Source organism: Halomonas sp. BL6 (assembly GCF_006228115.1).
In the GTDB taxonomy this organism is placed as follows: domain Bacteria; phylum Pseudomonadota; class Gammaproteobacteria; order Pseudomonadales; family Halomonadaceae; genus Vreelandella; species Vreelandella piezotolerans.
The window spans coordinates 24942-47405 of the sequence record NZ_VDGL01000006.1; the positions used below are offsets into that span (position 1 = coordinate 24942).

General features: G+C 57.2%; 21 protein-coding genes. 20 read left to right on the top strand and 1 reads right to left on the bottom strand.

The features are described 5' to 3' along the window. Positions 1-3 precede the first annotated feature (3 nt). Positions 4-360, bottom strand: coding sequence for a flagellar protein FlaG (locus FHJ80_RS13085; protein ID WP_139527800.1), 357 nt, complete (start codon positions 358-360; stop codon positions 4-6). Between the two features lie 262 nt (positions 361-622). On the opposite strand from FHJ80_RS13085, the gene FHJ80_RS13090 reads away from it, so the two are divergent. From FHJ80_RS13090 to flhA, 20 genes are all read left to right on the top strand, one after another. Further along, positions 623-2314 carry an HD domain-containing phosphohydrolase gene (locus FHJ80_RS13090; RefSeq protein ID WP_139527801.1) on the top strand — a complete coding sequence of 564 codons (1692 nt, stop codon included), beginning with the start codon at positions 623-625 and terminating at the stop codon, positions 2312-2314. Positions 2315-2480: 166 nt separating this feature from the next. Next, a complete protein-coding gene (gene fliS, locus FHJ80_RS13095; RefSeq protein ID WP_139527802.1) occupies positions 2481-2897 on the top strand; it encodes a flagellar export chaperone FliS in 417 nt (138 codons plus the stop codon). Between the two features lie 7 nt (positions 2898-2904). After that, the gene (fliT, locus tag FHJ80_RS13100) at positions 2905-3312 is read left to right on the top strand and encodes a flagellar protein FliT (protein WP_139527803.1); all 408 of its coding nucleotides are present in this window, start codon (positions 2905-2907) and stop codon (positions 3310-3312) included. Then, positions 3309-4529, top strand: a complete 1221-nt coding sequence (locus FHJ80_RS13105) for a flagellar hook-length control protein FliK (protein WP_139527804.1) — start codon at positions 3309-3311, stop codon at positions 4527-4529. Before fliT ends, FHJ80_RS13105 begins: the two co-directional genes overlap by 4 nt. Beyond that, positions 4513-4806, top strand: a complete 294-nt coding sequence (locus tag FHJ80_RS13110) for an EscU/YscU/HrcU family type III secretion system export apparatus switch protein (RefSeq protein WP_139527805.1) — start codon at positions 4513-4515, stop codon at positions 4804-4806. Before FHJ80_RS13105 ends, FHJ80_RS13110 begins: the two co-directional genes overlap by 17 nt. 103 nt (positions 4807-4909) lie before the next feature. Further along, on the top strand, positions 4910-5242 hold the full coding sequence (gene flhD, locus FHJ80_RS13115; RefSeq protein ID WP_139527806.1) for a flagellar transcriptional regulator FlhD: 333 nt from the start codon (positions 4910-4912) through the stop codon (positions 5240-5242). Beyond that, positions 5239-5763: a flagellar transcriptional regulator FlhC gene (gene flhC, locus FHJ80_RS13120; protein WP_139527807.1), complete on the top strand. Its 525-nt coding sequence runs from the start codon at positions 5239-5241 to the stop codon at positions 5761-5763. Before flhD ends, flhC begins: the two co-directional genes overlap by 4 nt. Before the next feature lie 223 nt (positions 5764-5986). Continuing rightward, positions 5987-6856, top strand: coding sequence for a flagellar motor stator protein MotA (gene motA, locus FHJ80_RS13125; protein ID WP_139527808.1), 870 nt, complete (start codon positions 5987-5989; stop codon positions 6854-6856). Further along, complete coding sequence (gene motB, locus FHJ80_RS13130; protein ID WP_139527809.1) at positions 6853-7833, top strand: flagellar motor protein MotB; 981 nt, start codon at positions 6853-6855, stop codon at positions 7831-7833. Before motA ends, motB begins: the two co-directional genes overlap by 4 nt. Positions 7834-7878: 45 nt before the next feature. Continuing rightward, positions 7879-9966, top strand: coding sequence for a chemotaxis protein CheA (gene cheA, locus FHJ80_RS13135; protein ID WP_139527810.1), 2088 nt, complete (start codon positions 7879-7881; stop codon positions 9964-9966). After that, complete coding sequence (cheW, locus tag FHJ80_RS13140; RefSeq protein ID WP_139527811.1) at positions 9963-10463, top strand: chemotaxis protein CheW; 501 nt, start codon at positions 9963-9965, stop codon at positions 10461-10463. Before cheA ends, cheW begins: the two co-directional genes overlap by 4 nt. Positions 10464-10593: 130 nt before the next feature. After that, positions 10594-11877 (top strand): methyl-accepting chemotaxis protein, encoded by a 1284-nt coding sequence (locus FHJ80_RS13145; RefSeq protein WP_176558250.1) that lies wholly within the window; start codon positions 10594-10596, stop codon positions 11875-11877. A gap of 66 nt (positions 11878-11943) precedes the next feature. Continuing rightward, complete coding sequence (locus tag FHJ80_RS13150; RefSeq protein WP_139527812.1) at positions 11944-14124, top strand: methyl-accepting chemotaxis protein; 2181 nt, start codon at positions 11944-11946, stop codon at positions 14122-14124. Then, on the top strand, positions 14121-14990 hold the full coding sequence (locus FHJ80_RS13155; RefSeq protein WP_139527813.1) for a CheR family methyltransferase: 870 nt from the start codon (positions 14121-14123) through the stop codon (positions 14988-14990). Before FHJ80_RS13150 ends, FHJ80_RS13155 begins: the two co-directional genes overlap by 4 nt. Before the next feature lie 87 nt (positions 14991-15077). Further along, the gene (locus tag FHJ80_RS13160; RefSeq protein ID WP_139527814.1) at positions 15078-16139 is read left to right on the top strand and encodes a chemotaxis response regulator protein-glutamate methylesterase; all 1062 of its coding nucleotides are present in this window, start codon (positions 15078-15080) and stop codon (positions 16137-16139) included. A 53-nt stretch (positions 16140-16192) separates the two neighbouring features. Further along, complete coding sequence (locus FHJ80_RS13165) at positions 16193-17905, top strand: methyl-accepting chemotaxis protein (RefSeq protein WP_139527815.1); 1713 nt, start codon at positions 16193-16195, stop codon at positions 17903-17905. Between the two features lie 53 nt (positions 17906-17958). Beyond that, positions 17959-18348: a chemotaxis response regulator CheY gene (cheY, locus tag FHJ80_RS13170; RefSeq protein WP_139527816.1), complete on the top strand. Its 390-nt coding sequence runs from the start codon at positions 17959-17961 to the stop codon at positions 18346-18348. A 42-nt stretch (positions 18349-18390) separates the two neighbouring features. Continuing rightward, complete coding sequence (gene cheZ, locus FHJ80_RS13175) at positions 18391-19086, top strand: protein phosphatase CheZ (RefSeq protein ID WP_139527817.1); 696 nt, start codon at positions 18391-18393, stop codon at positions 19084-19086. Positions 19087-19219: 133 nt separating this feature from the next. Next, a complete protein-coding gene (gene flhB / locus FHJ80_RS13180; RefSeq protein ID WP_139527818.1) occupies positions 19220-20386 on the top strand; it encodes a flagellar biosynthesis protein FlhB in 1167 nt (388 codons plus the stop codon). Next, the gene (gene flhA / locus FHJ80_RS13185; protein WP_139527819.1) at positions 20383-22464 is read left to right on the top strand and encodes a flagellar biosynthesis protein FlhA; all 2082 of its coding nucleotides are present in this window, start codon (positions 20383-20385) and stop codon (positions 22462-22464) included. Before flhB ends, flhA begins: the two co-directional genes overlap by 4 nt.

Sequence of the window (22464 nt, forward strand, 5' to 3'; positions counted from 1 at the left end):
CCGTTACGCTTGTGAAGAGATAAGCTTGCCTTGCAGTTCTTCCAGGCGTTCGGCCATTTGTAATATCTCTTCTGCGGGGATTTGGCGTATCACATCGCCCGTTTCTCGATCGATCACTCGGGTGATGATGCGCGATGAATCCTCACTGATGTCGAATTCAAGCCCACGTGGGCGCATGACATCGTTGATGCGCTGGATAGGTTCCACCAGCTCTTCTCTGGTCGCGGGTTGAGTGTCTGAGGGTGCTGGCTGGAGGGGGGTAGGCGTGATCGCAATGAGGCTGGAATCATTGCGTGAGCGCTCCTGCGGCAGTGCGGCGACGAGTGATGAGGCGATTGAATCAACGATGAATGGGCCCATATACAACGTTCCTCCCTAAGCGAAGCCAGTCATGGCTAGGTAGCGTAACCGAGTAAAGGCGTGAGGCCGTTTACCGTTCGGTGATGAGCCTCTTCACAAGTCTATCGGCATGTTTGCCATCAACTTTATAGTTTTTACTATAGACGAAAAGAAAGTGTTATTAGCCCTATGGCGGGCATACGGCTCAATGAAAGCTTCTGTTATGCTTTGTTACTTTGTGATGGGTGTTAATACATAACGCGTTGGGGAAAGTGAGGCACGCATGGAAGTCCAGCAAGATGAGTACGAGAGCGTCACTAGCGCGTCGGCCATAAGCTCTCTATTAAACACCATGATCGAGAGTGGCGGCGTGTCTCTTTGCTTGGCAGCCCCTGATGCGAGTCCAGAGCCTATTGTGTTGATGGAGCAGCATGAGGGCGACACGCTCGTCATGGATCTCTCCTCCGTCGACTACTTGCTGGGCCGCTTGCAGCAAGGAGAGCAGTTTTTCTTGCGTGGTCAATCCCAGGGTAAAGTAGTGAGAACGCCGCTTCTCTCGTTGACCGAAACCCGCCGTTCTGGCGGTCGTTTTTTATGTTGCAGTGATTATCCTGCCTCAGTCGACGTTTTGCAGCGTCGTGAGTCCTATCGTGCCGAACTGCGCATGGGTATGGTGGTGGCGGCGACTGTCTTTGGGGATGGGGATGAAAGTGTGCTGGGCGAGCTGCGCGACCTGTCGCAAGATGGTTGCCAGCTTGAGTTGCCGTTGGCCGCTAGTGGCGTGCTGGCAGAGACCGATGCGCCGCTGAAGATTGCGTTGACTTTCCCTAATGGCACTTACTTCGAGGTTCACGCGGTTGCGCGGCACCAAAAAACCGACCCTGAGCGTCACTTATTGCGCGTTGGCTTCCGTTTTACAGGCTGCACGTCCGAACAAGAGCGCCAGATTTGGTACTTCGTCTGCGAGATCGAGCGCGAAGCGTCGCGTTATAAAAAAGAAGCCCAAGAAGAGCGTCAGCCGTCGCCCCTTTTCGAGCAGCCTAGTCGTCGTGCGCCGGATACCGAGCACGTGGGAAGACGAGATATTCGTCGCTACGCGACACCAATGGCGCGGCGCTTGGTCAAAGTGGCGGCGTTTTTGGATGCCCAGTTGCTGCTGCTTCAGCAGGGGAGCGACATCGATTCACGCCAGCTTTCACGCAATGCCGACCGTTTGTTGATGCTGCACGAAGAGGATCGTGAAGGGCTATTGTTTGCTTCTCGCTGTCTTTCATTGGAGCCGCTGCTGGTGCGCCACGGTATCGCCGTGGCGGTGCATCTACTGGACTTGGTAGGCAATAACATGCCCCGGGAAGTGCGTAAGGCCATCGTGGCAAGTGGATTGGTTCACGACCTGGGTAAAGCGTTGATACCGCAGGTAGTGTTCAAGGCGCCTAGCTTTGAGGCGACCCATCGTCGCGCGCTCAGTGAGCACGTGTCGCTACTATTGGCGCGTCTACATACCTGCCAGTGGCTCTCTGCCACCGTGGCGCAAGCCGTCATTGGTGGTATCAATGAGCGGCTGGATGGTAGCGGTTATCCAGAAGGGTTGACCGGTGAGGACATCAACGAGTTGGCAAAAGCGAGTGCGGTCGTCGATGTGGTAGAAGCCATGCGGCGCGACCGTGCGGATCGCCCAGGGCGCACCGCTCAGCAGATCTACCGACACCTCCTTGCGCATCCGCATCAGTTCGACCCGCGCTGGATCAAGCGTTACATCGAGCATTTCAAAACGCTACCGGTGGGTTCTTTGGCGCTCTTTTCGAGCGAACAGTTGGCCTGGGTACTACGTCTCGATGACAGTGGTTCGCCGCTAGAGGTCGTGTTGACGCAGCAGCCAGAGCCACCCATGCGTGACAATTTGGGTGCGGTCATTCGAGGCGACGTCTTGGAGCGACTGGGTAAACCCATCCGTGAAGTAGCCGTCTCGACATAGGTGTCCCGCGCAGGGTGGCAAAATTAAAACGCCATTATGCTTAAAGTCCGCGACGCCCGCGCCGATATATTGAATAGCTGAGCAAGCATGCTCAACCACTCAGTTGAAACAGCCGTTCGCTGCGAAGTAACGGCTGTCGTTTTACCTCATACAGGAGTGCCCGCCAATGACTTACACTCGCGGTGGCGCCGCTAATGGACGTGGTGCAAGTGCGTATGCCCGTGTCGGCGTTGAAAGTGGTGTGATGTCTGCTGACCCGCATCAACTGATCGTGATGCTTTTTGACGGTGCTCAGGCAGCCATCCGTGCAGCACGTATTCATATGCAAGCTGGTAATCGGGCCGAAAAAGGGCGCTCGATTTCCAAGGCTCTCGACATTATCAATAACGGCCTGGCGGCGGCCCTTGATCAAGAGAAAGGTGGCGTTATTGCCGAGCGGCTTGCGTCACTATACGACTATATCGCTCGCTTGCTGTTGGCGGCTAACTTACGCAACGACGAAGAAAGCCTCAATCAAGCCGAGCGTTTACTTGAAGATATCGCTTCCGCATGGCGTGAAATCGGTCAACAGCAGAGTGCATGAGGCAAGCATGGCAGCTTCCGAAACAGCCCATCGTCATTCGCAACAGGCACTCTTGGATGCTTATTCAAAGCTGCTGGTGCGCGTTCACCATATGCATGAGCTGGCGAACGCAGAGCAGTGGGCAGAACTGATCGAACAGCGCAGTAATTACGTGGTGCTGGTTGAAGAGCTGCGTGAATTAGATGTCACGGTCGTGCTCGATGCGCAGGGTAAGCAGCGCAAGTCTGAACTGCTAGAGCAAATTCTGGAGCATGACGTTGAGATTCGTCGCCGCTTGGTTGCCCGGCGTGATGAGCTTGGCAAGTTGATCGGTGTCACCCAGCGTCAGCGGGATTTGCACCGCGCTTATGCGCCCCAGCAGGGGGCCTACGACGCTTACGAGAGCGATCCCTCTCGCGATAAGGGGGCGTCGTGAGTGGCATTACGCCGCTTATCGACACCCTGTTGCATCAGGTGCTTGGCCGCCAAGCCGAGGTGTCCACACAGCGTGCTTTGAATGCGCCCGTTCAACCGGTATATGCCGGTGACGGACCAAGAGCGTTACAGGGTGATGCTGGGCTGGATGGCCGCCCACTCGCACCGCTATTGGGTGATCTAAAGCGCTTGCCAGGCTCGCCCGATGGGTTTCGACAAGCGCCACCGGGCGCGCTGCCCACGGGGGCTCCTAGCTCCACGCAAACGCATTTCAGTCCGGCGGCGCGCACTATCGCCGATGTGTTGCTGCGTTTTCCTGCTCCTCCCACCGTGCTACGTCCACAAGCGCCGCTAATGACAACGCAGGAGACGCCCTCGGCAACGGTATTGGCTAACCGATTAGAGGCGAGTATTCGAGACAGCGGTCTCTTTTACGAATCCCACCTTAAGCGCTGGTTTCAAGGGGAGGCTCCCCGTCAACAGCTGATGCGTGAACCACAAATGCAGCCTGGTCCTCGCCCTGCCGCCATCTTCGTGCCTAACGCTACATCGGCAGTGCTGAATACCACCTCCACGGCTCCTGCGTCGGCGCTATTGGCGAGCTCGGCGCCGTTAGCCATTTTGCCTAATACATCGCTGACCCCGGCAGCGGGCGGTCAGCTACTGCTAGAGCGTCCCGCCCTGTTGCCGCCCAGCCCCAGCGCTACGCCACCTCCCTTGACGGTCAGTCGAGAGCTGCCTCAGGTGCCCGTGGCCTTGCCAGTGAGCAGCGAATGGGACGTGTCGAGTCGAGGAGGGCCCAAGGAGATCGTTCACGAGAGCTTGCAAGGGCTCGTGCGTCAGCAATTGGAGATGATGGTAACGCCGACGCTGCGCTGGGAAGGTGATGTCTGGGCGGGGATTTTTATGGCGCTCGTGATCCATCTGCCCGGTCGCGACGGGCAAAAAGGCGCGGGGGGGGGCGAGGGTGAGGCAGACGAGGGGTGGCGGTCGGAAATGCAGCTCGATGTCCCTAATCTCGGACGCTTTAGCATTGCGCTGTCACTTTATCAGGGAACTCTAACGATCGATTTGACGGCCGATAATGTGACGACTCAACAGCGCCTAGAAGAGGGCGTTGGCGCGTTGGAGCAGCGGTTAAGTGCCTTCGATTTCCGTAAAGTTCGTGTCATGGTGAGACATGTAACATTGGAGAGCGATGATGGCGATCGCGGATGATCGACGCCGCCAAGCCGTCGCGCTGGCCTATCAAGAGGGAGAGCGGGCTCCACGTGTCGTGGCAAAAGGATACGGGGAGCTTGCAGAGCGGATTATGGCGGAAGCGCAGCGCCAGGGTATCTACGTACACGATGCCCCAGAATTGGTAGCGCTATTAATGCAGTTAGACTTAGATGCAGAGATACCTGCCAGCTTGTATCAGGTCGTCGCTGAGCTGCTCGTCTGGGTCTTTGAGCTATCGGACAGTGGGCTGACTCAGCGTGAAAGGCTCAAGTAGCCAATGCAAGCGTTGTATGCAACCATGATACTGGGAACAAAAGTCATCAATGGCGCCAGTATAACGGTCACAATGTAGCGCCTGTGTCGTTCGATGGGACACTATGAGTCAAACAAGCTTTCTCGATGAAATTCAAGAGATCAACTTAGCGTATCTATTACTTGCGCAGCGGCTGTTGAGCGAAGATCGTGAGGCAGCGATGTTTCGCCTAAAAATCGATGGTGAGCTCGCCGACCTTTTGATATCGCTCAATGCGTGGCAATTGACCAAGCTGGCGCGGAGCAACCAGTTGGTCTGCCGGTTCAGCCACTCGAGTGGACAGCGGCTGCGCGACATTCTTGAGAACCCTAGGGATCAAGGGCTGTCGGGGCTGCATGCGTCACTGCTATCTGCCTGTGAGCCGATGAGATCGCTGACGTCAGGAGAGTCGAAGTGAGCCAGAAAAGCTTGGTTGATGAAATGCACCAAGTACAGCTGGCCATTGAGCTGATCGAATTAGGTGCACGTTTGCAGGTGTTGGAGACGGAGACGGAGCTGAGCCGTACCCGCTTGATCAAACTTTACAAAGAAGTGCGCGGAATGTCGCCGCCTAAGGGGATGCTGCCATTCTCTGCGGATTGGTTCGTCACTTGGCTGCCCAACGTGCACTCCTCGTTCTTCTACAACATTTATGTCGGGCTGCTGAAAGGCGCGGGCTGTGAGCGCATCGACGCCTTCGTTAAGGCTTATCGACTGTACGAAGAGCAGATTTCTTTGGAAGGTGTGGAGCCTGTGCTTGGGCTGACACGTGCTTGGACACTGGTGCGCTTTTTCGAAAGTGATCTTTTGCAGCTGACCACCTGTACACGTTGTGAAGGCCACTTCGTCGCTCATGCCCACAGCCCAACGCACGACTATGTCTGCGGTATTTGCCAGCCCCCTTCCCGGGCTGGCAAGACCCGTAAAGCATCGCGCTGAACGTATAAAATTGTCACACCTCTAGCGGCGTGGCGGTGAGTCAATAAACTACCTCTCTAACGCTTAGATAGCGGTAAAAGGCGGTGGTACTTTTTCATTAAACAGCGCATTCGTCTTAGTATGATGTTGCTAAGTAGCAGTTGGGATAGAGCGGTGCCTGCGTGGACAAGCCTGGGACCCTGCTCTGTTTGATAAAAAAACCGATATCGCAAGGACTCTGCTTGTGCTGATTCTTTTAGGTTATGTGGTCGTAATAGGGTGTGTGTTCGGCGGCTATGTACTGGCAGGGGGCAGCTTAGGTCCTCTTTACCAACCATTGGAACTTTTGATCATTGGGGGGGCTGGCGTAGGTGCCTTTATCGCCGCCAACAACGGCAAAGCCATCAAGGCGTCGTTCAAAATTTTGCCCCGTTTAAAGCGCACCAAAAAGTACAATAAAGCGCTCTATATGGAGCTCATGGCGTTGCAGTACAAAATCCTCTCCAAAGTACGCCGTGAGGGGATGCTGGGCATCGAGCGCGATATCGACAATCCCCAAGAGAGCCCTCTTTTTCAAGAGCATCCTTCGGTGCTGGCAGACCCGCATATCATGAACTTCCTGACCGACTACTTACGACTAATGGTCAGTGGCGGCATGGAGCCCATGGAAATCGATGAGCTGATGCTGCATGAAATCGAAGTGTTTGAGCAGGAAGCCCATGTGCCCATCGATGCCATTGCGAAGGTCGGCGATGCGATGCCAGCCTTTGGTATCGTGGCCGCCGTAATGGGTGTCATTAAAGCACTTACCTACGCTGACGCCAGTCCCGAGCAGATGGGCGAAATGATTGCCCATGCGCTCGTGGGGACCTTCCTCGGTATTTTGATGGGCTACGGCTTTATCAGCCCGATCGCCAGCTATGCCGATCGCCAGGCGAAAGAAGCAGAAAAAATGCTGCAGTGCATTCGCGTAACACTGCTGGCGAGCTTGCACGGCTACGCCCCTCAGCTCGCCGTCGAATTTGGTCGTAAAGCCCTGCATACCGCTGAACGACCCAGCTTTACCGAACTGGAAGAGTACGTGCGCGACGCCAAAAAGGGCGGTAATGCATGAGTAAAGGTGGCGATAAGCGCCCGATTGTCATCAGGCGTAAGAAAGTGGTGCACGCCCACCATGGGGGAGCGTGGAAAATCGCGCTGGCGGATTTCATGACCGCACTAATGGCCCTCTTCTTGGTGATGTGGATTTTGAGTGTCTCCAGTGACGAAACCCGGAGGGGCGTTGCGGAGTACTTCAGCACCCCGCTCGTGACCGCCATTACCGGAGGAGATAGGTCGGGCAGTACACGCGTGATTCCTGGTGGAGGGCCTGACCCCACGCACAGCGACGGTGAGCGTGCGCGCATCGACGTACTACAGCAAACACGCCCAAGCGCTCAGGAAAGGCGTTTCTTCGATGATCTGCAAGAGCGTATCGAGCGCGCCATCGAGCGTGACCCGGAGCTGCGTGAGCTGCGCAACCAAATGCGCTTCGATTTGACCCGGGAAGGACTGCGCATTCAATTGCTGGACACCGAGCAGCGCCCGATGTTCGAGCTGGGTAGCGATCAAGTGGCGCCGTATATGCGCAGCCTATTGCGCACCATGGCACCGCTGTTGAACGAATTGCCGAACGACCTAAGCATCAGTGGGCACACTGACAGTGTTCCCTATGCGGGTGGTTACCGGGGTTACAGCAACTGGGAGCTGTCCAATGACCGAGCCAATGCGTCGCGTCGCGAATTAGTGGCCGGTGGGCTTGACCCAGATCAACTTTTGCGCGTATCGGGCTTTGCGGACCGCGTACTGTTGTCTGACACTTCGCCCACGGATCCGATCAATCGTCGTATCGAGCTCGTCGTCCTGCTGCCTGAGATCGCTGAAGCCATTCGTAATCCAGGCATTCTGTCGGCAGATGACACGCTGCCGGAGGGCAATGTGCCTGAGGCACTGCTCCCCGACCAAGCGTTGCCCGGCGACACGGCGCTCGATGAGCCAGTGCCAGCAGAACAAGTGCCACCCAATATGCCGCAGGTCGACGATGCACAGTAATCTCGGCTTGTCACAAAAAAATATGACGTTCACGTGGAGCGGTGCATGGATATAGCGGATTTTTTTGACACCTTTTTTGAAGAAGCGGAAGAGCTGCTGGCCGATATGGAGCAGCACTTACTGGAACTGGATGTCGATGATCCGGATAGCGAGCAGCTAAACGCTATCTTCCGAGCCGCCCACTCGATCAAAGGTGGCGCAGGGACCTTCGGTTTTAGCGTGCTCCAGAAAACCACGCATATTTTCGAAAACCTGCTGGATCATGCTCGCAAAGGCGAATTGACCCTGCGTGCCGAGCACGTGGATACCTTTTTAGAGGCCAAAGACATCATGCACGAGCAGCTCGATGCCTACCGCAACGAGGAAGAGCCTAACCAAGAAGCGTACGAGCGTATCTGCCAGACGTTACAGCAAATTGCCCTTGAAGAGATTGGCAAGACGCTCGATGCGCCCGCTGCGGCTCCGGCTCCGGCCCCCAAGAAAGAGGCACCTCAAGATGAGAAAGAGGCGTCGGCTGGCAGTGAGCAGTTACTCAAAGTGGCGCTTCTCAACGTTGGCGACAAAGACCGTGGGCTACTCGTCGAAGAGCTAGAGCAGTTAGGCGACATTCAATCTCAGTCGGGCGATGAAAAACGCTACGAAGTCACCCTGAGCGGTGGTGTCAGTGCCGATGATATCGAAGCCGTCATGTGCTTCATTATCGAGCCTGACCAAATTGAAATCACGGCGTTGGGCGCAGCAGCCCCTGCTGCGGCGCCCGACGCGAAAGCGAAAGACGTCACGCCTGCCGCAGAAGCACCGGCCGTTGAAGCGAAGCCGGCTGCACCTGCGCTGAAAGAGCCTGCCAAAGCAACCACCAGTAAATCGGCGAAGGCAGCGCCCAAAAAAGCGGCCGCAGAGTCATCCTCGATTCGTGTGTCGGTGGATAAGGTCGATCAGATCATCAACTTGGTAGGCGAGCTGATCATTACACAGTCGATGCTCGATCAAACGGTCAGTGACCTTGGCGACCAGTCGGTGGGCAATAGTTCCCTGCAAAATGGCATGAGCTTGTTGCAGCGTAACGCCCGCGACCTTCAAGAAGCGGTCATGTCGATTCGTATGATCCCCATGGAGTTCGTGTTCAGCCGCTTCCCACGAGTCGTGCGTGACACTGCAGGCAAGCTCGGTAAAGAGATCGAGCTGGTGACGGAAGGCAAATCCACCGAGTTGGATAAGAGCTTGGTCGAGCGCATCACCGACCCGCTGACGCACTTGGTGCGTAACAGCTTGGATCATGGTATCGAGATGCCCGACGAGCGCGAGGCGTTGGGTAAGCCGCGTACCGGCAAACTGGTGCTTTCCGCCCGTCACCAGGGTGGCAATATTCTGATCGAAGTTCGCGACGACGGGGCTGGTATGGACCGGGATCGCCTGCTGGCCAAAGCTCGTGAAAACGGCCTCAACGTCTCGGATACCATGTCGGACGAGGACGTCTATCAACTGATCTTTGCGCCTGGTTTCTCCACGGCGAAAGAGGTGACCGATGTCTCCGGTCGTGGCGTGGGGATGGACGTGGTCAAGCGAAACATCCAAGGCATGGGTGGGCGCGTTGAAATTCAGTCCAAAAAAGGCGAAGGCACCAATACGCGGATCGTACTGCCGCTAACGCTGGCCATTCTGGACGGTATGTCGATCAAAGTCGGCAACGAAACCTTTATTCTGCCCCTGTCTACCGTGCTGGAGTCGCTACAGCCTGCCAAGGGAGACATGTACGCCATGGCAGGGGACGATGTGGTGCTCAAAGTGCGCGATGAGTACCTCCCAGTCATTGCCATTCACGAAGTGCTGGATGTCGAAAACGCCATTACCGACCCGACCAAGAGTATTGCTGTCATCGTTCAGGGGGAAGGGCGTCGCTACGCCATGTTGGTGGATGAGCTCATCGGCCAGCAGCAGGTCGTGGTGAAGAACCTCGAAGACAATTATCGCAAAGTGCCCGGCGTATCGGCCGCTACCATCTTGGGAGATGGCAGCGTTGCGCTAATTCTCGATATCACTGGCTTACACCGTTTAAGCCGTGCCAAAAAAGAAGCAGGGAAAGTCGCTAACCAACCCCATCTCTCTTATTACAAGGAGGCTGAGCCGTCATGAGTCAAGCATCTAATGAGGCGGTGCTAGCCGCCGCCGAAGCGGAAAACCGTGAGTTTCTCGTATTCTCGCTGGGTGATGAAGAGTACGCCATCGATATTTTGAAGGTGCAGGAGATCCGCGGTTACGAAAACGTGACCCGTATCGCCAATGCGCCCGACTTTATTAAAGGGGTGACGAATCTGCGCGGCGTCATCGTGCCGATCGTGGACCTACGTATCAAGTTTCATCTGGATAACGTCGAGTACGGTGGCCAGACGGTCGTCATCGTCGTCAACGTCGCGGATCGTATCGTCGGCATCGTGGTCGACGGCGTATCCGACGTCATGACCCTGACGCCGGATCAAATCAAACCCGCGCCCGAATTTGGCGTTACGCTCTCCTCCGATTTCCTGAGCGGTCTCGGCAGCCTAGACGATCGGATGCTCGTCCTGGTCGATATCGACAAGCTGCTCACCAGCGAGGAAATGGCGCTGGTCGACAGCACCAGCCACCACTAAAGACCTACCGCAGGGCACAGGGAGTGTGCCCGCCTTAAGTCAATGAATACCCACTCTGGCGCCATGGATAGCGCTGGCCAGTATGGTTGTGTTTGGAGAAAAGCGTGTGACACAGCTAGTACGTCAACTGATGAGCAACATGACCGTTCGTCTAAGCTGGGGGCTCGTGTTGGCCACCTTCTCAGTATGGGTACTCATCGCCTGCGGTATTGGGCTTTATGCGTTACATCATGGCGCGAACATCGTCCAAAGTGCCAGTGATCCACAAGCTCAGCAGTTGGCGTTCCAAGCCTTTGCCTCCCAGATTCGCTGGGTATTGATTGGTGTGGTCGTGATGACGTTACTCACGGTCGCGGTGGTGATATGGGGCGTGAGTGCCAACGTGCTGCGCCCCTTGGACCGGTTGGTAGGCTATTTCGAGCGGATGGCGCAAGGCGATCTCAGCCAGCAGATCCGCTCTCCCGGCAACAACGAGATTGGCAAGCTCTATACCGCCATGGCCCATATGCAGGGTTCCCTCTCTGAGACCGTTGGCGTCGTCAGGCGCAGTGGGACGACCATCTTCGAGCGCTCCCAGCACATTGCCAGTGGGAACAACGACCTCTCTTCGCGCACCGAGCAGCAGGCTTCGTCCCTTGAAGAGACGGCATCGAGCATGGAGCAACTCGCGTCGACCGTTAGCCACAATGCCGACAATGCTCGGCAGGCAAGCCAGTTGGCAGGCGACGCGACGCTGACGGCACGGCGCAGCGGCGAAGAAGTGAGCCATATCGTCGACACCATGCAAGAGATCAGCGCCAGCTCCCATCAGGTCGCTGATATCATCACGTTGATCGATAACATCGCTTTTCAAACCAATATTTTGGCGCTGAACGCGTCGGTCGAGGCGGCCCGTGCCGGCGAGCACGGCAAAGGGTTTGCCGTCGTGGCTCAGGAGGTTCGTAGCCTGGCCAGCCGCAGTGCCAGTGCCGCCAAAGAGATTCGCACCTTGATCGATGCATCGCTGGGTAAAGTGGATGTGGGCACTCAGCGTGTCAATCAGGCAGGCCAGACCATGCAGGATTTGGTGGCCGCCGTCCAACGCGTCAGCGACATCATGGATGAGATTGCCTCTGCATCGGAAGAGCAGAGTAACGGTATCGGCCAAGTGAATCAGGCCGTTGCGCAAATGGACCAAGTCGTTCAGCAAAATGCGCAGTTGGTGCAGCAAGCCGCGCGGAGCGCCAACGAACTCGAGAGCGAGGCGGCGCGCCTGCGTGAGGCCGTCGAGCGTTTCCAAGTGGCGGGCGAGAGCCCAGCCCAGGCACCAACGCGAATGACCACCACGGCGACCATCGCCTCGGTGCCGACCCGCTCTGCCCAGCCGGTGGCGAAACCTCTTACCACCAGCCAAGACGAGTGGGAAGCCTTTTGACGCGACGGCATTTTCGCTAATCGCAAGGCTCCACACGCGCTACAACATCAATAACAAGGCAGCAAGATGCGTAATAACCAGCCAGTGACTCAACGGGAAGTTGAACTCAAACAAGACGATTTTTTGGTCTCGCGTACGGATTTGAAAGGGCGCATTACCTACGCCAACCCGGCGTTCATCGAGATCAGTGGCTATCGACACGACGAGCTAATTGGCGCGCCGCATAACCTGATTCGCCATCCGGACATGCCGCCACCCGCGTTTCATAATCTTTGGCACACCGTCCAGGCGGGAGACACCTGGCGGGGGCTCGTGAAAAACCGCTGTAAAAACGGCGACCACTATTGGGTCGACGCTAGCGTGACCCCGATCGTAGAAAATGACCAAGTGATTGGTTACACCTCGGTACGCGTGCAAGCAACCCGAGACGCCATTGCGCAAGCCGAGCAGCGCTACGCGGAAATGCGCGAAGGGCGCAATAAACGTCTCTACCTCGATAAAGGTCGCTTACGTCAAAAAGGGGGTTGGCAGCGTCTCAAACGCATCCGGCTCGACACCATTCGCGCCAAGCTGATCGGCATGGTCGTCGTCGCAGGGGCGCTGCTCATGGCTAGCGGCGGCTTAGGCCTTTATGGTTTGAACGTAGCGGGTGAGCGGCTAGGCGAGCTAAACGACGACGGACTCAGGGACGTCATTCGTTTGCAGCAGATCGACCAAACCATTGCCCAGACGCGTCAGTCGATGATCGAACCCGAGCGGATGGAACTGATCAATCAACGTTTTGAGATGGGCGAGGCCGTTGCCGATAACGCGGCTGAAGTGGCCAGCGTGTGGGAGGCGTTCTATGGTCGAGAGGTGAACGCAACTCCTCTGGCCGAGTCGTTCAACGAACAGCTTCAGGCCTTCCTGACGAATGGGATGAATCAAGCGGCGAGCGTGCTTCAGGCTGAAGAGACCTATCAAGCCTTTACCGGCTTGGATGCCGTGATCAGTGTGATGAACGAGGATGGGCGGGCCTTGTCGGGCATGGTCAATGAGCTGATTGCACAGAAGCAGGCAGCCGCCGAAGCCATGGCGGCAGATGCCGAGCGTGGCCAAGCGACCATGTTGACGGCTCAGGCAGCGATGCTGGGTGTTGGGCTGTTGCTGCTGGTGCTCATCAGCGTCGTAACGCTGCGCTCGATTATTACGCCGCTAAAGCGTGCCTCGCGTTTCACGCTGCAAATTGCCGGTGGCAACCTAGCGGCTCGCGTACCGCCCAAGCGGCGTGATGAGATAGGTCAATTAATGGACTCGCTGAACACCATGCGCAAAAGCTTGAGCAGCATCATCCGCGATGTGAAAGATGGCATCGACGTGGTGACGCCTGCCGCCAAGAATATCGCCAGTGGCAACGAGGCGCTCTCATCGCGCACCGAACAGCAGGCCGCGTCGCTACAGCAAACCGCCTCGAGCATGGAGGAGATGACCACGACGGTGCGTCAAAACAGTGATAATGCTCAAGAAGCGCGTCGTCTGGCCGATAATAATGCAACAAGAGTGACACAAACCGGTGAATTGATGACGCAACTGGTCGCCAATATGCAGCGGATTACCCAAAGCTCCCAAAAAATGACCGAGATCATCAACGTCATCGACTCGATCGCATTTCAGACCAATATCTTGGCGCTGAATGCGTCGGTCGAGGCTGCTCGGGCAGGTGAGCATGGCCGTGGGTTCGCCGTGGTGGCCGAAGAGGTGCGCAAGTTGGCCGGGCGCAGTGCTGGCGCATCGCAAGAGATTCGTGCGTTGATCGATACCTCCAGTCAGCAGGTCAGTGCGGGAGCAGGGCTCGTCGAGAAAGCCGAGGCGGCGATTAGCGAAGTTGCCGAAGCGGCGCGTAGCGTGACCCATATCATGCACGATATCTCGTCCGCCTCGGAGGAGCAGAGCAGCGGTATTGCGGAGGTCAATCAGGCCGTCGCAGAAATGGATCAAGCCACACAGCAAAACGCCCTGCGCGTGCAAGAAACGGCACAAGCGGCCATGGCATTAGAGCAGCAGGCAAGTCTGCTGGCGCTATCGGTAGAAGCATTCCGGCTAACCAGTCAGGGACCATTGACGCCGCCAGCCGTTTCCACGGGCGCCGCCGTTTTACCGAACGTCAAGGCATCACCTGCAACAGCGCAGATCAGCAGTGCCACAGCGCCGGTGCCGGGTCACAAGAAGCGGCAGATGGCCACTGTAGAGGAGTGGGAAGAGTTTTGACAGACCAACGCGAACGGGGTAGCGACGCAGGCCAATGGGCGTCCAGTGGACAGATCGAACGCGATCTGGTGCTGACCGATGCGGATTTTGCGCGTATTCGAGAGCTGATCTATCAGCGCGCAGGCATCGTTTTGGCCGAGCATAAGCGTGAAATGGTCTACAGCCGCTTGGCCAAGCGGCTGCGTCATCACGGCATGACGCGCTTTACCGACTACCTGTCGCGGCTGGAGCGTCAGCCCGACGCGAAAGAGTGGGAGGCGTTCACCAATGCACTGACGACCAATCTCACGGCATTTTTTCGTGAAGCCCACCACTTTCCACTGCTGGCCGAGCATATCAAGCACAAGCCTGATCCCGTCACCATCTGGTGTTCAGCGGCATCGACGGGAGAAGAGCCTTACTCCATCGCCATGACGCTGTTGGAAACGTTGGGGCCCAAGGCGTCGCAAGCCAAGGTCATCGCCACGGACATCGACACAGAAGCGCTGGCCAAAGCACGTAAGGGCATTTATCCCCAGGAGCAGGTGCGCAAACTCGATGAGTCGCGCGTCAAGCGGTTCTTTCAAAAGGGCACAGGCAACCATGTGGGGCTCGCCAGGGTGCGGCCGGAGGTCTCGGCGCTGGTCGAGTTCATGCCGCTCAACCTACTGGCGCCACAGTGGCCAGTAAAGGGGCCATTCGATGCGGTCTTTTGTCGTAATATTATGATTTATTTCGATAAAGATACGCAGGCTAAGATATTGAAGCGGTTCGCGCCGCTGATGAAGCCTGATGGCCTGCTCTTTGCCGGTCACTCCGAAAACTTCTCGTATATCAGCGATGCGTTTAAGTTGCGCGGGCAAACAGTCTACACCCTCGCGAAATAAGCGAATAAAAAATGCGCGTTGTGCTCGACCTTGGGATAGGGCTCGGACGAGCAACGCGGCAATGGCTATCGTAAGAGGAGGCGTGCTTTGAGCGCAGCCAAGATTAAAGTGTTGTGCGTCGATGACTCGGCGTTGATCCGTGATTTGCTGACAGAAATCATCAACTCTCAGCCCGACATGGAAGTCGTCGCCGTTGCGCCTGACCCCATCGCTGCCCGGGATCTGATCAAGCAGCATAACCCTGACGTGCTGACGTTGGATGTCGAGATGCCGCGCATGGACGGTCTCGACTTTCTCGAACGGCTGATGCGTTTGCGTCCCATGCCGGTTCTGATGGTGTCATCGTTGACGCAAAGTGGCTCTGAAATCACGTTACGAGCACTGGAGCTGGGCGCGTTGGATTTTGTCGCCAAGCCGAGCCTGGGTATTCGCAGCGGCATGATGGAGTACGCCAACGAGATTGCCGATAAACTCCGCGCTGCCGCACGCTCTCGACCGCGCCAAGCGCGTCACAAAAACACGCCCCCTCCGAGTCAGCTCAAAGCCCCGATGATGACCAGTGAAAAGCTGATCATCATTGGTGCTTCCACCGGCGGCACCGAAGCCATTCGTGCGGTGCTGGAGCCGCTGCCTGCCAATGCGCCAGCGATTCTGATCACTCAGCACATGCCAGGCGGCTTTACACGCTCTTTTGCCGAGCGTCTGGATCGTTTGTGCCGTATTACCGTGAAAGAGGCCACGGACGGTGAGCGCGTGCTGCCAGGGCACGCCTATATTGCGCCCGGCGACCAACATCTGGAGCTGGCCCGCAGCGGCGCTAACTACGTCGCACGGCTCAACGATGGGCCACCGGTCAACCGTCATCGCCCCTCCGTCGATGTGCTGTTTCACTCGGCGTCGAAGCACGCCGGTAAAAACGCCATTGGTGTGATTCTTACTGGGATGGGCAAGGACGGCGCGGCCGGTTTATTGGAGATGCGCCAGGCTGGCGCGCCCACCATCGCTCAGAACGAAGAGTCTTGCGTGGTCTTCGGCATGCCGCGTGAGGCGATTGCCGTTGGTGGAGCGGTCGAAGTGGTGGCGCTCGACGACATCCCGTCTCGACTGATGGCGCTAATCGCCGCTTCCGGTCGCGCGCAGCGGGTTTGACACCACGATATCGAACATCACCTGGATAGCTATTGACAAGGGAAACGACAACAATGAACCGCTTGCTGCGCAATCTCCGTATCCATACCGCCGTCGTCACGGCACTTGCCTGTTTGGTCACCCTTATTCTCGTGGTGGCCGGGCTGAGCATCATGGCCGATCGCAGTGCGCAGAGTAATCTTGCCACGCTCAATCAGATCGGCAACGAGCAGCTCAACGAGTTGAACCGCGCCGACTCGCTGCTCAATCAGGCCATGCTGGCGATGGAAACGGCGTCCAATCTATTGATGGTGGGTCGTACGCAGCAGTCCAATGAGCAGGTAGAGGTGGCAGCCAATCGGATCGAGCGGGCAGAAACGCGCTTCAATAATTTTGCGGCGGCACCCCGTGACCCCCAGGGACAAGTGCTAGGGGAGGCCGTGGAGGACAATTTCCACACGGTGCTCGCGCTCGTCAAGCAGCAGCACGAAAGCTTCGCGTTCATGGATATCAATACCTTCAATCAGTTGCGGGGGGAGTTAGCCCAGCCGTTGGAAGCACTGGCAGTGAGTATTACGGCGTTCGTTCAGTATGGCTTCGAGCGTGTGGCGACGACCCGTGCCGACGCGGAGGCCCAGGGGGATACTTTCACGTTGATCAATGCGCTCGCCGTGGGGCTGGCGCTGTTAGTCGCCCTGACGATCTATATGGGCTTGCGCCGTACGGTCATTGCACCGCTGAACGATGCCGTTCAGCGGCTGGACCGTATTGCTCAGGCAGATTTGACTCAGCCGTTGCCTGAAGCAGGCAAGAACGAAATTGGGCGCCTTTTTGCGGCCATGGCGACCATGCAGCAGAATCTCAGCACGACCGTGACGCGGGTACGTGAGGGCAGCCGAGAGATTCACCATGGTACGCGAGAAATCGCCAGCGGCAACGCCGATCTGTCGTCTCGCACCGAGCAGCAGGCCGCCTCGATCGAGCAAACGGCCGCCAGCATGGAGCAGATGACGGCCACGGTGAAACAGAATGCCGACAATGCTCGTCAGGCCAGCACGCTCGCAGCGGACGCCTCGACCACGGCAGAGCAGGGGGGCGAAGTGGTGCAGCAAGTGGTCGATACCATGCAGGGCATCTCGTCCAGCTCACAAAAGGTGGCCGATATTACCAGTGTGATCGATTCGATTGCTTTCCAGACCAATATCTTAGCGCTCAATGCGTCGGTCGAGGCAGCGCGTGCCGGTGAGCAGGGGCGCGGCTTTGCCGTCGTGGCAGGCGAAGTGCGCAACCTCGCTAGCCGCAGTGCCGATGCGGCAAAAGAGATTAAAACGCTGATCGAGGCGTCTGTTAGTCAAATCAACCAGGGCTCTTCTCTGGTAGAAAAGGCAGGACAAACGATGACCGATGTCGTCACGGCGGTGCGTCGTGTGACCGATATCATGGATGAGATCTCCGCCGCCTCTCAGGAGCAGAGTGACGGGATCGAGCAGGTGAGTCAGGCCGTTGGGCAGATGGATCAAGTGACACAGCAAAACGCGGCGCTAGTGCAACAAGCGTCTGCCGCTGCGGCGTCGCTGGAAGAGCAGGCGAATCGCTTGGAAGAAGCGGTGGCCATCTTTCAGGTGCTGAGCGACTCGTCCGCGCGTAGCGCCCTGCCGGCACAGCATGCCGCTACCCAACGTGCACCGCACAAGCTGGCTCAGAACACATCGGCGGCTGCGGCTCCTGTTGCACCGCCGCGGCATCAAACGACGACCCAGGCCCACGATGAGTGGGAAGAGTTTTAACCCTGACTGAATTCACAGTCACCCAATACATGATGTTAGTGAGAGGATGACCCATGGCCGATAAGAACATGAGCTTCTTGGTAGTAGACGACTTTCCCACCATGCGCCGGATCGTCCGCAGCCTGTTGAAAGAGCTCGGGTTTACCAATGTAGATGAAGCCGAAGACGGTCAGGATGCGTTGAACAAGCTGCGCGCTGGCAACTTCGAATTCGTCGTGTCGGATTGGAACATGCCGAATCTCGATGGTTTGGAGATGCTCAAAGAAATTCGTCAGGACGATGCGTTGAAAGATCTGCCGGTTCTAATGGTGACGGCAGAGGCCAAAAAAGAGAACATCATTGCCGCCGCACAAGCGGGCGCCAATGGTTACGTCGTCAAGCCGTTCACAGCCGCCACCCTAGAAGAGAAGCTGAATAAAATCTTCGAGAAAATGGGTAAATGACGCGGCGGAGCCAAGGTGCTCGGTTAACGAGGAGACAACACAATGAGTCAGAATGAGCAGGGTGGTTCTGCCCAACTGTCCGAAGAAGCCGCTGAAGACCTGATCTTTCGTATTGGTAAGCTCACCCGCATGCTGCGTGACAACATGCGCGAGCTTGGCTTGGACAAGGAGATCGAGAAGGCCGCCGAAGCGATTCCCGATGCCCGTGACCGACTGCACTATGTGGCAACGATGACCGAGCAGGCGGCGGACAAGGCGCTCAACGCCATCGATCGGGCACAGCCGCTGCAAGACCAGCTCTCTGAGCGTGCCGAAGCCTTGGATAAACGCTGGGGTGAGTGGTTCGAAGCGCCCAAGGAACTGGATGACGCCAAGGCGCTAGTCAAAGAAACGCGGACCTACCTGAGCGATGTGCCGCAGATCACCGCAGCGACCAATAAAGAGCTGCTGGACATCATGATGGCTCAGGATTTCCAGGATCTCACGGGCCAAGTCATCAAAAAGATGATGGATGTGATTCGTGAGATCGAGCACCAGCTGGTTCAGGTACTGATCGACAACGTGCCGGGCGCAGAAGCGCGCGAAACGATGCAGCGCAAGGCGGAAGATCAGTGGAAAAACGAGAACGCGCGTCGCAATGAAGACCTTCTCAATGGGCCGCAGGTGAAAGCGAACGCCCCTGATATCGTCACCGGACAGGATCAGGTAGACGACTTATTGGACGAATTAGGCTTTTAATGCCGGGTTATTAGCATATTGTAAGCCTCTGCCTCTGGCAAAATAAGACCCCAGCTCAGCCGTCCTCAAGGGCGGCTGAGCTTATGGTGTGCCTTACTTTGGTCGACCGACCACTCGTCAGCCGGATGACAGCATGGCAGATAACGACAGCGATCAGGAAAAAACCGAAGAGGCCACGCCTCGACGCTTGGACAAAGCGCGGGAAGAGGGCCAGGTGCCTCGGTCCCGAGAGCTGACGACCTTCCTGATGCTGCTCGGGGGCGTGATAGGTCTATGGAGCATGGGGCAGATGCTCTATGACCAGCTTGGCATGGTGATGGAGCAGGCGTTCTTGTTCGAACGTCGCCAAGCCATGGAAACGACCTCGATGCTGGTCAACGCGCTGGACTTGGGGCAGCGAACGCTCATCGCGATGCTACCGCTCTTTCTGCTGCTCACGGTCATTGCGCTGGTAGCGCCCGCACTGTTGGGCGGCTGGCTCATTTCCTCCAAATCTCTCCAGCCCAAGTTCTCGAAGCTGAACCCGATCAAAGGGATCAAACGACTCTTTTCCACCCAAGCACTGGCCGAATTGGCAAAGGCTATCGCCAAGTCGGTACTGGTGGGAAGTGTGGCGTTCAGCTTTTTATATTTTAATATGGGGCGGTTTTTGGGACTGATGGATCAGCCCATTCAGCAGGCGCTGGTGAGCGCACTGAACATGGCCGCTCTGGCGGCTGGTCTCATCGTGTTGTCGCTGATCGTAGTGATTTTGATCGATGTGCCGTTCCAGCTATGGAACAACGCCAAGCAACTGCGTATGACCAAAGAAGAGGTCAAACAGGAGCACAAAGACTCCGAAGGCGACCCCCATGTCAAAGGGCGTATTCGCCAGCAGCAGCAAGCCATGGCGCGAGGTCGCATGATGAGTAAAGTCCCCGACGCCGATGTCATCATCACCAACCCAACGCATTACGCGGTGGCACTGGTATACCAGGAGGGGCGTATGGGGGCCCCTCGGCTGGTGGCCAAAGGCGCGGACGCCGTGGCCGCACGTATCCGTGAAATAGGTGAAGAGTCTGGCGTTCCGAGATTGGAAGCAGCGCCATTGGCGCGTGCCCTGTATCATCATGTCGACTTAGAGGCCGAAGTGCCTGCCGAACTGTATACCGCCGTGGCCGAGGTCATGGCCTGGGCCTATCGCCTGAAGCACGTTGCACAGCAAGGAGGCGAGGTGCCCCCCACTCCCGATAATTTACCGGTTCCCCCGGAAATGGACAGTCCCGGCCGTCGTGCCGGTGGCAATGAGGCGCAAACATGAAAGGCTTAAGCCAGTTGATCAATCAGCGACCCTGGATGAACGACGTGAGCATGAAGCTGCTTGCGGGCCCGCTGCTGATTTTAATGATTCTGGGCATGATGATTCTGCCCCTCCCGCCGTTCGCGCTGGATCTGCTGTTCACGTTCAACATTGCGTTGTCCATCATGGTGTTGCTGGTCAGCATGTTTGCCGAAAAGCCGCTGGACTTCGCCGCTTTTCCGGCCGTCCTGCTGTTCACGACGCTGCTTCGCCTCTCGCTCAATGTGGCCTCCACCCGCGTGGTATTGATGGAAGGCCACGAAGGCGGTGATGCGGCGGGCAAGGTCATTGAGGCGTTCGGCACCTTCCTCGTCGGCGGTAATTTTGCAGTGGGGCTAGTCGTCTTCCTCATCTTGGTCATCATCAACTTCATGGTCATCACCAAAGGTGCGGGGCGTATCGCCGAAGTGGGCGCTCGCTTCGTGCTCGACGCCATGCCTGGCAAGCAGATGGCCATCGACGCCGACTTGAATGCTGGGTTAATTGGCGAAGATGAAGCGAAAAAGCGTCGCGCCGAGGTAGCCCAGGAAGCCGACTTCTACGGCTCCATGGACGGTGCCAGTAAATTCGTTCGTGGTGACGCGGTGGCGGGTCTGGTCATCATGGTGGTCAACATTATTGGTGGCCTGCTGATTGGCATGATGCAGCACGATCTGGGCTTTGCCGATGCCGCGCGTACCTATACGCTGCTGACGATTGGCGATGGCTTGGTGGCTCAGATCCCGGCTCTGGTCATCTCGACGGCTGCAGGCGTCACCGTGTCTCGGGTAAATACCGAGCAGGACGTTGGTCAGCAGATGATCAGCCAGCTGTTCGTCAATCCTCAGGTCATGATTCTAGCGGCGATGGTCATGGGGTTGCTCGGCCTGGTGCCCGGCATGCCCAATTTCGTATTCTTGGTCTTCACCGCGCTGCTGGGCGGCTTGGCGTGGTATCTGATGCGTCGCAAAGAGCAGACCTTGGTCAAAGAGGAGATCGCCACGGCGCCACCGCCTCTTCAAGAGACGCCAGAAGCCAGTTGGGAAGACGTACAGCTGGTGGACACGCTGGGTCTGGAAGTGGGCCACCGTTTGATTCCGCTGGTAGATTCGCGGCAAAAAGGGGAGTTGCTGGGGCGCATTAAAAGCGTCCGTAAGAAATTCGCCCAGGAGGTGGGCTTTTTGCCCCCGGTGGTACACATTCGCGATAACTTAGAACTGCCGCCCAATACCTACGTGCTTTCCATGAAAGGCGCCGAAATCGGCCGTGCCGACGCGCAGCCCGGCAAATGGCTGGCCATCGACCCCGGCCAAGTGTCCGGTGAGCTACAAGGCACGCCAACGCAAGACCCAGCCTTTGGACTGCCTGCGGTATGGATCGATGGCAACCAGCGTGAGCACGCTCAGGTCTACGGCTATACGGTCGTGGATGCCAGCACGGTGATCGCCACCCATCTGAACCATCTGCTGCACCGTCACTCTCCCGAGATGCTGGGGCGGCAAGAAGTGCAAAAGCTGCTGGACAAACTGGGCGAAGACCAAAAATCGCTGGTCGAAGAGGTGGTGCCCAAAGCGATCTCTCTGACCGTGTTGCAGCGAATTTTGCAGAACCTGCTGGATGAAGACGTCTCGATTCGCGATATGCGCACGGTGTTGGACACCTTGGCCGAGTATGCGGGACAACAGAAAGACCCCAATGAGCTGACCGCTCTGGTGCGTATCGCGCTGGGTCGCGCGATTACACAACAGTGGTTTGCTGGCCAGGAGACCCTGCACGTCATGGGACTGGACGCGCAGCTCGAACAAGTATTGATGCAGGCCATGAACGGTAACGGGGCCATGGAGCCGGGGCTGGCGGATACGTTGATGCATCAGGCACAGCAGGCGCTCGAGAAGCACGAAGGCAGTGGTGAAGCGCCCGTGCTGGTCGTTCAACACTCGTTGCGCGCGGTGCTATCGCGCTTCCTACGCCGCCGGATGCGCCACTTGGTGGTGATGTCCCAGGCAGAAATTCCCGACGACCGCACCCTGCGCGTGACCACCCTGGTCGGTGGCCGCTAA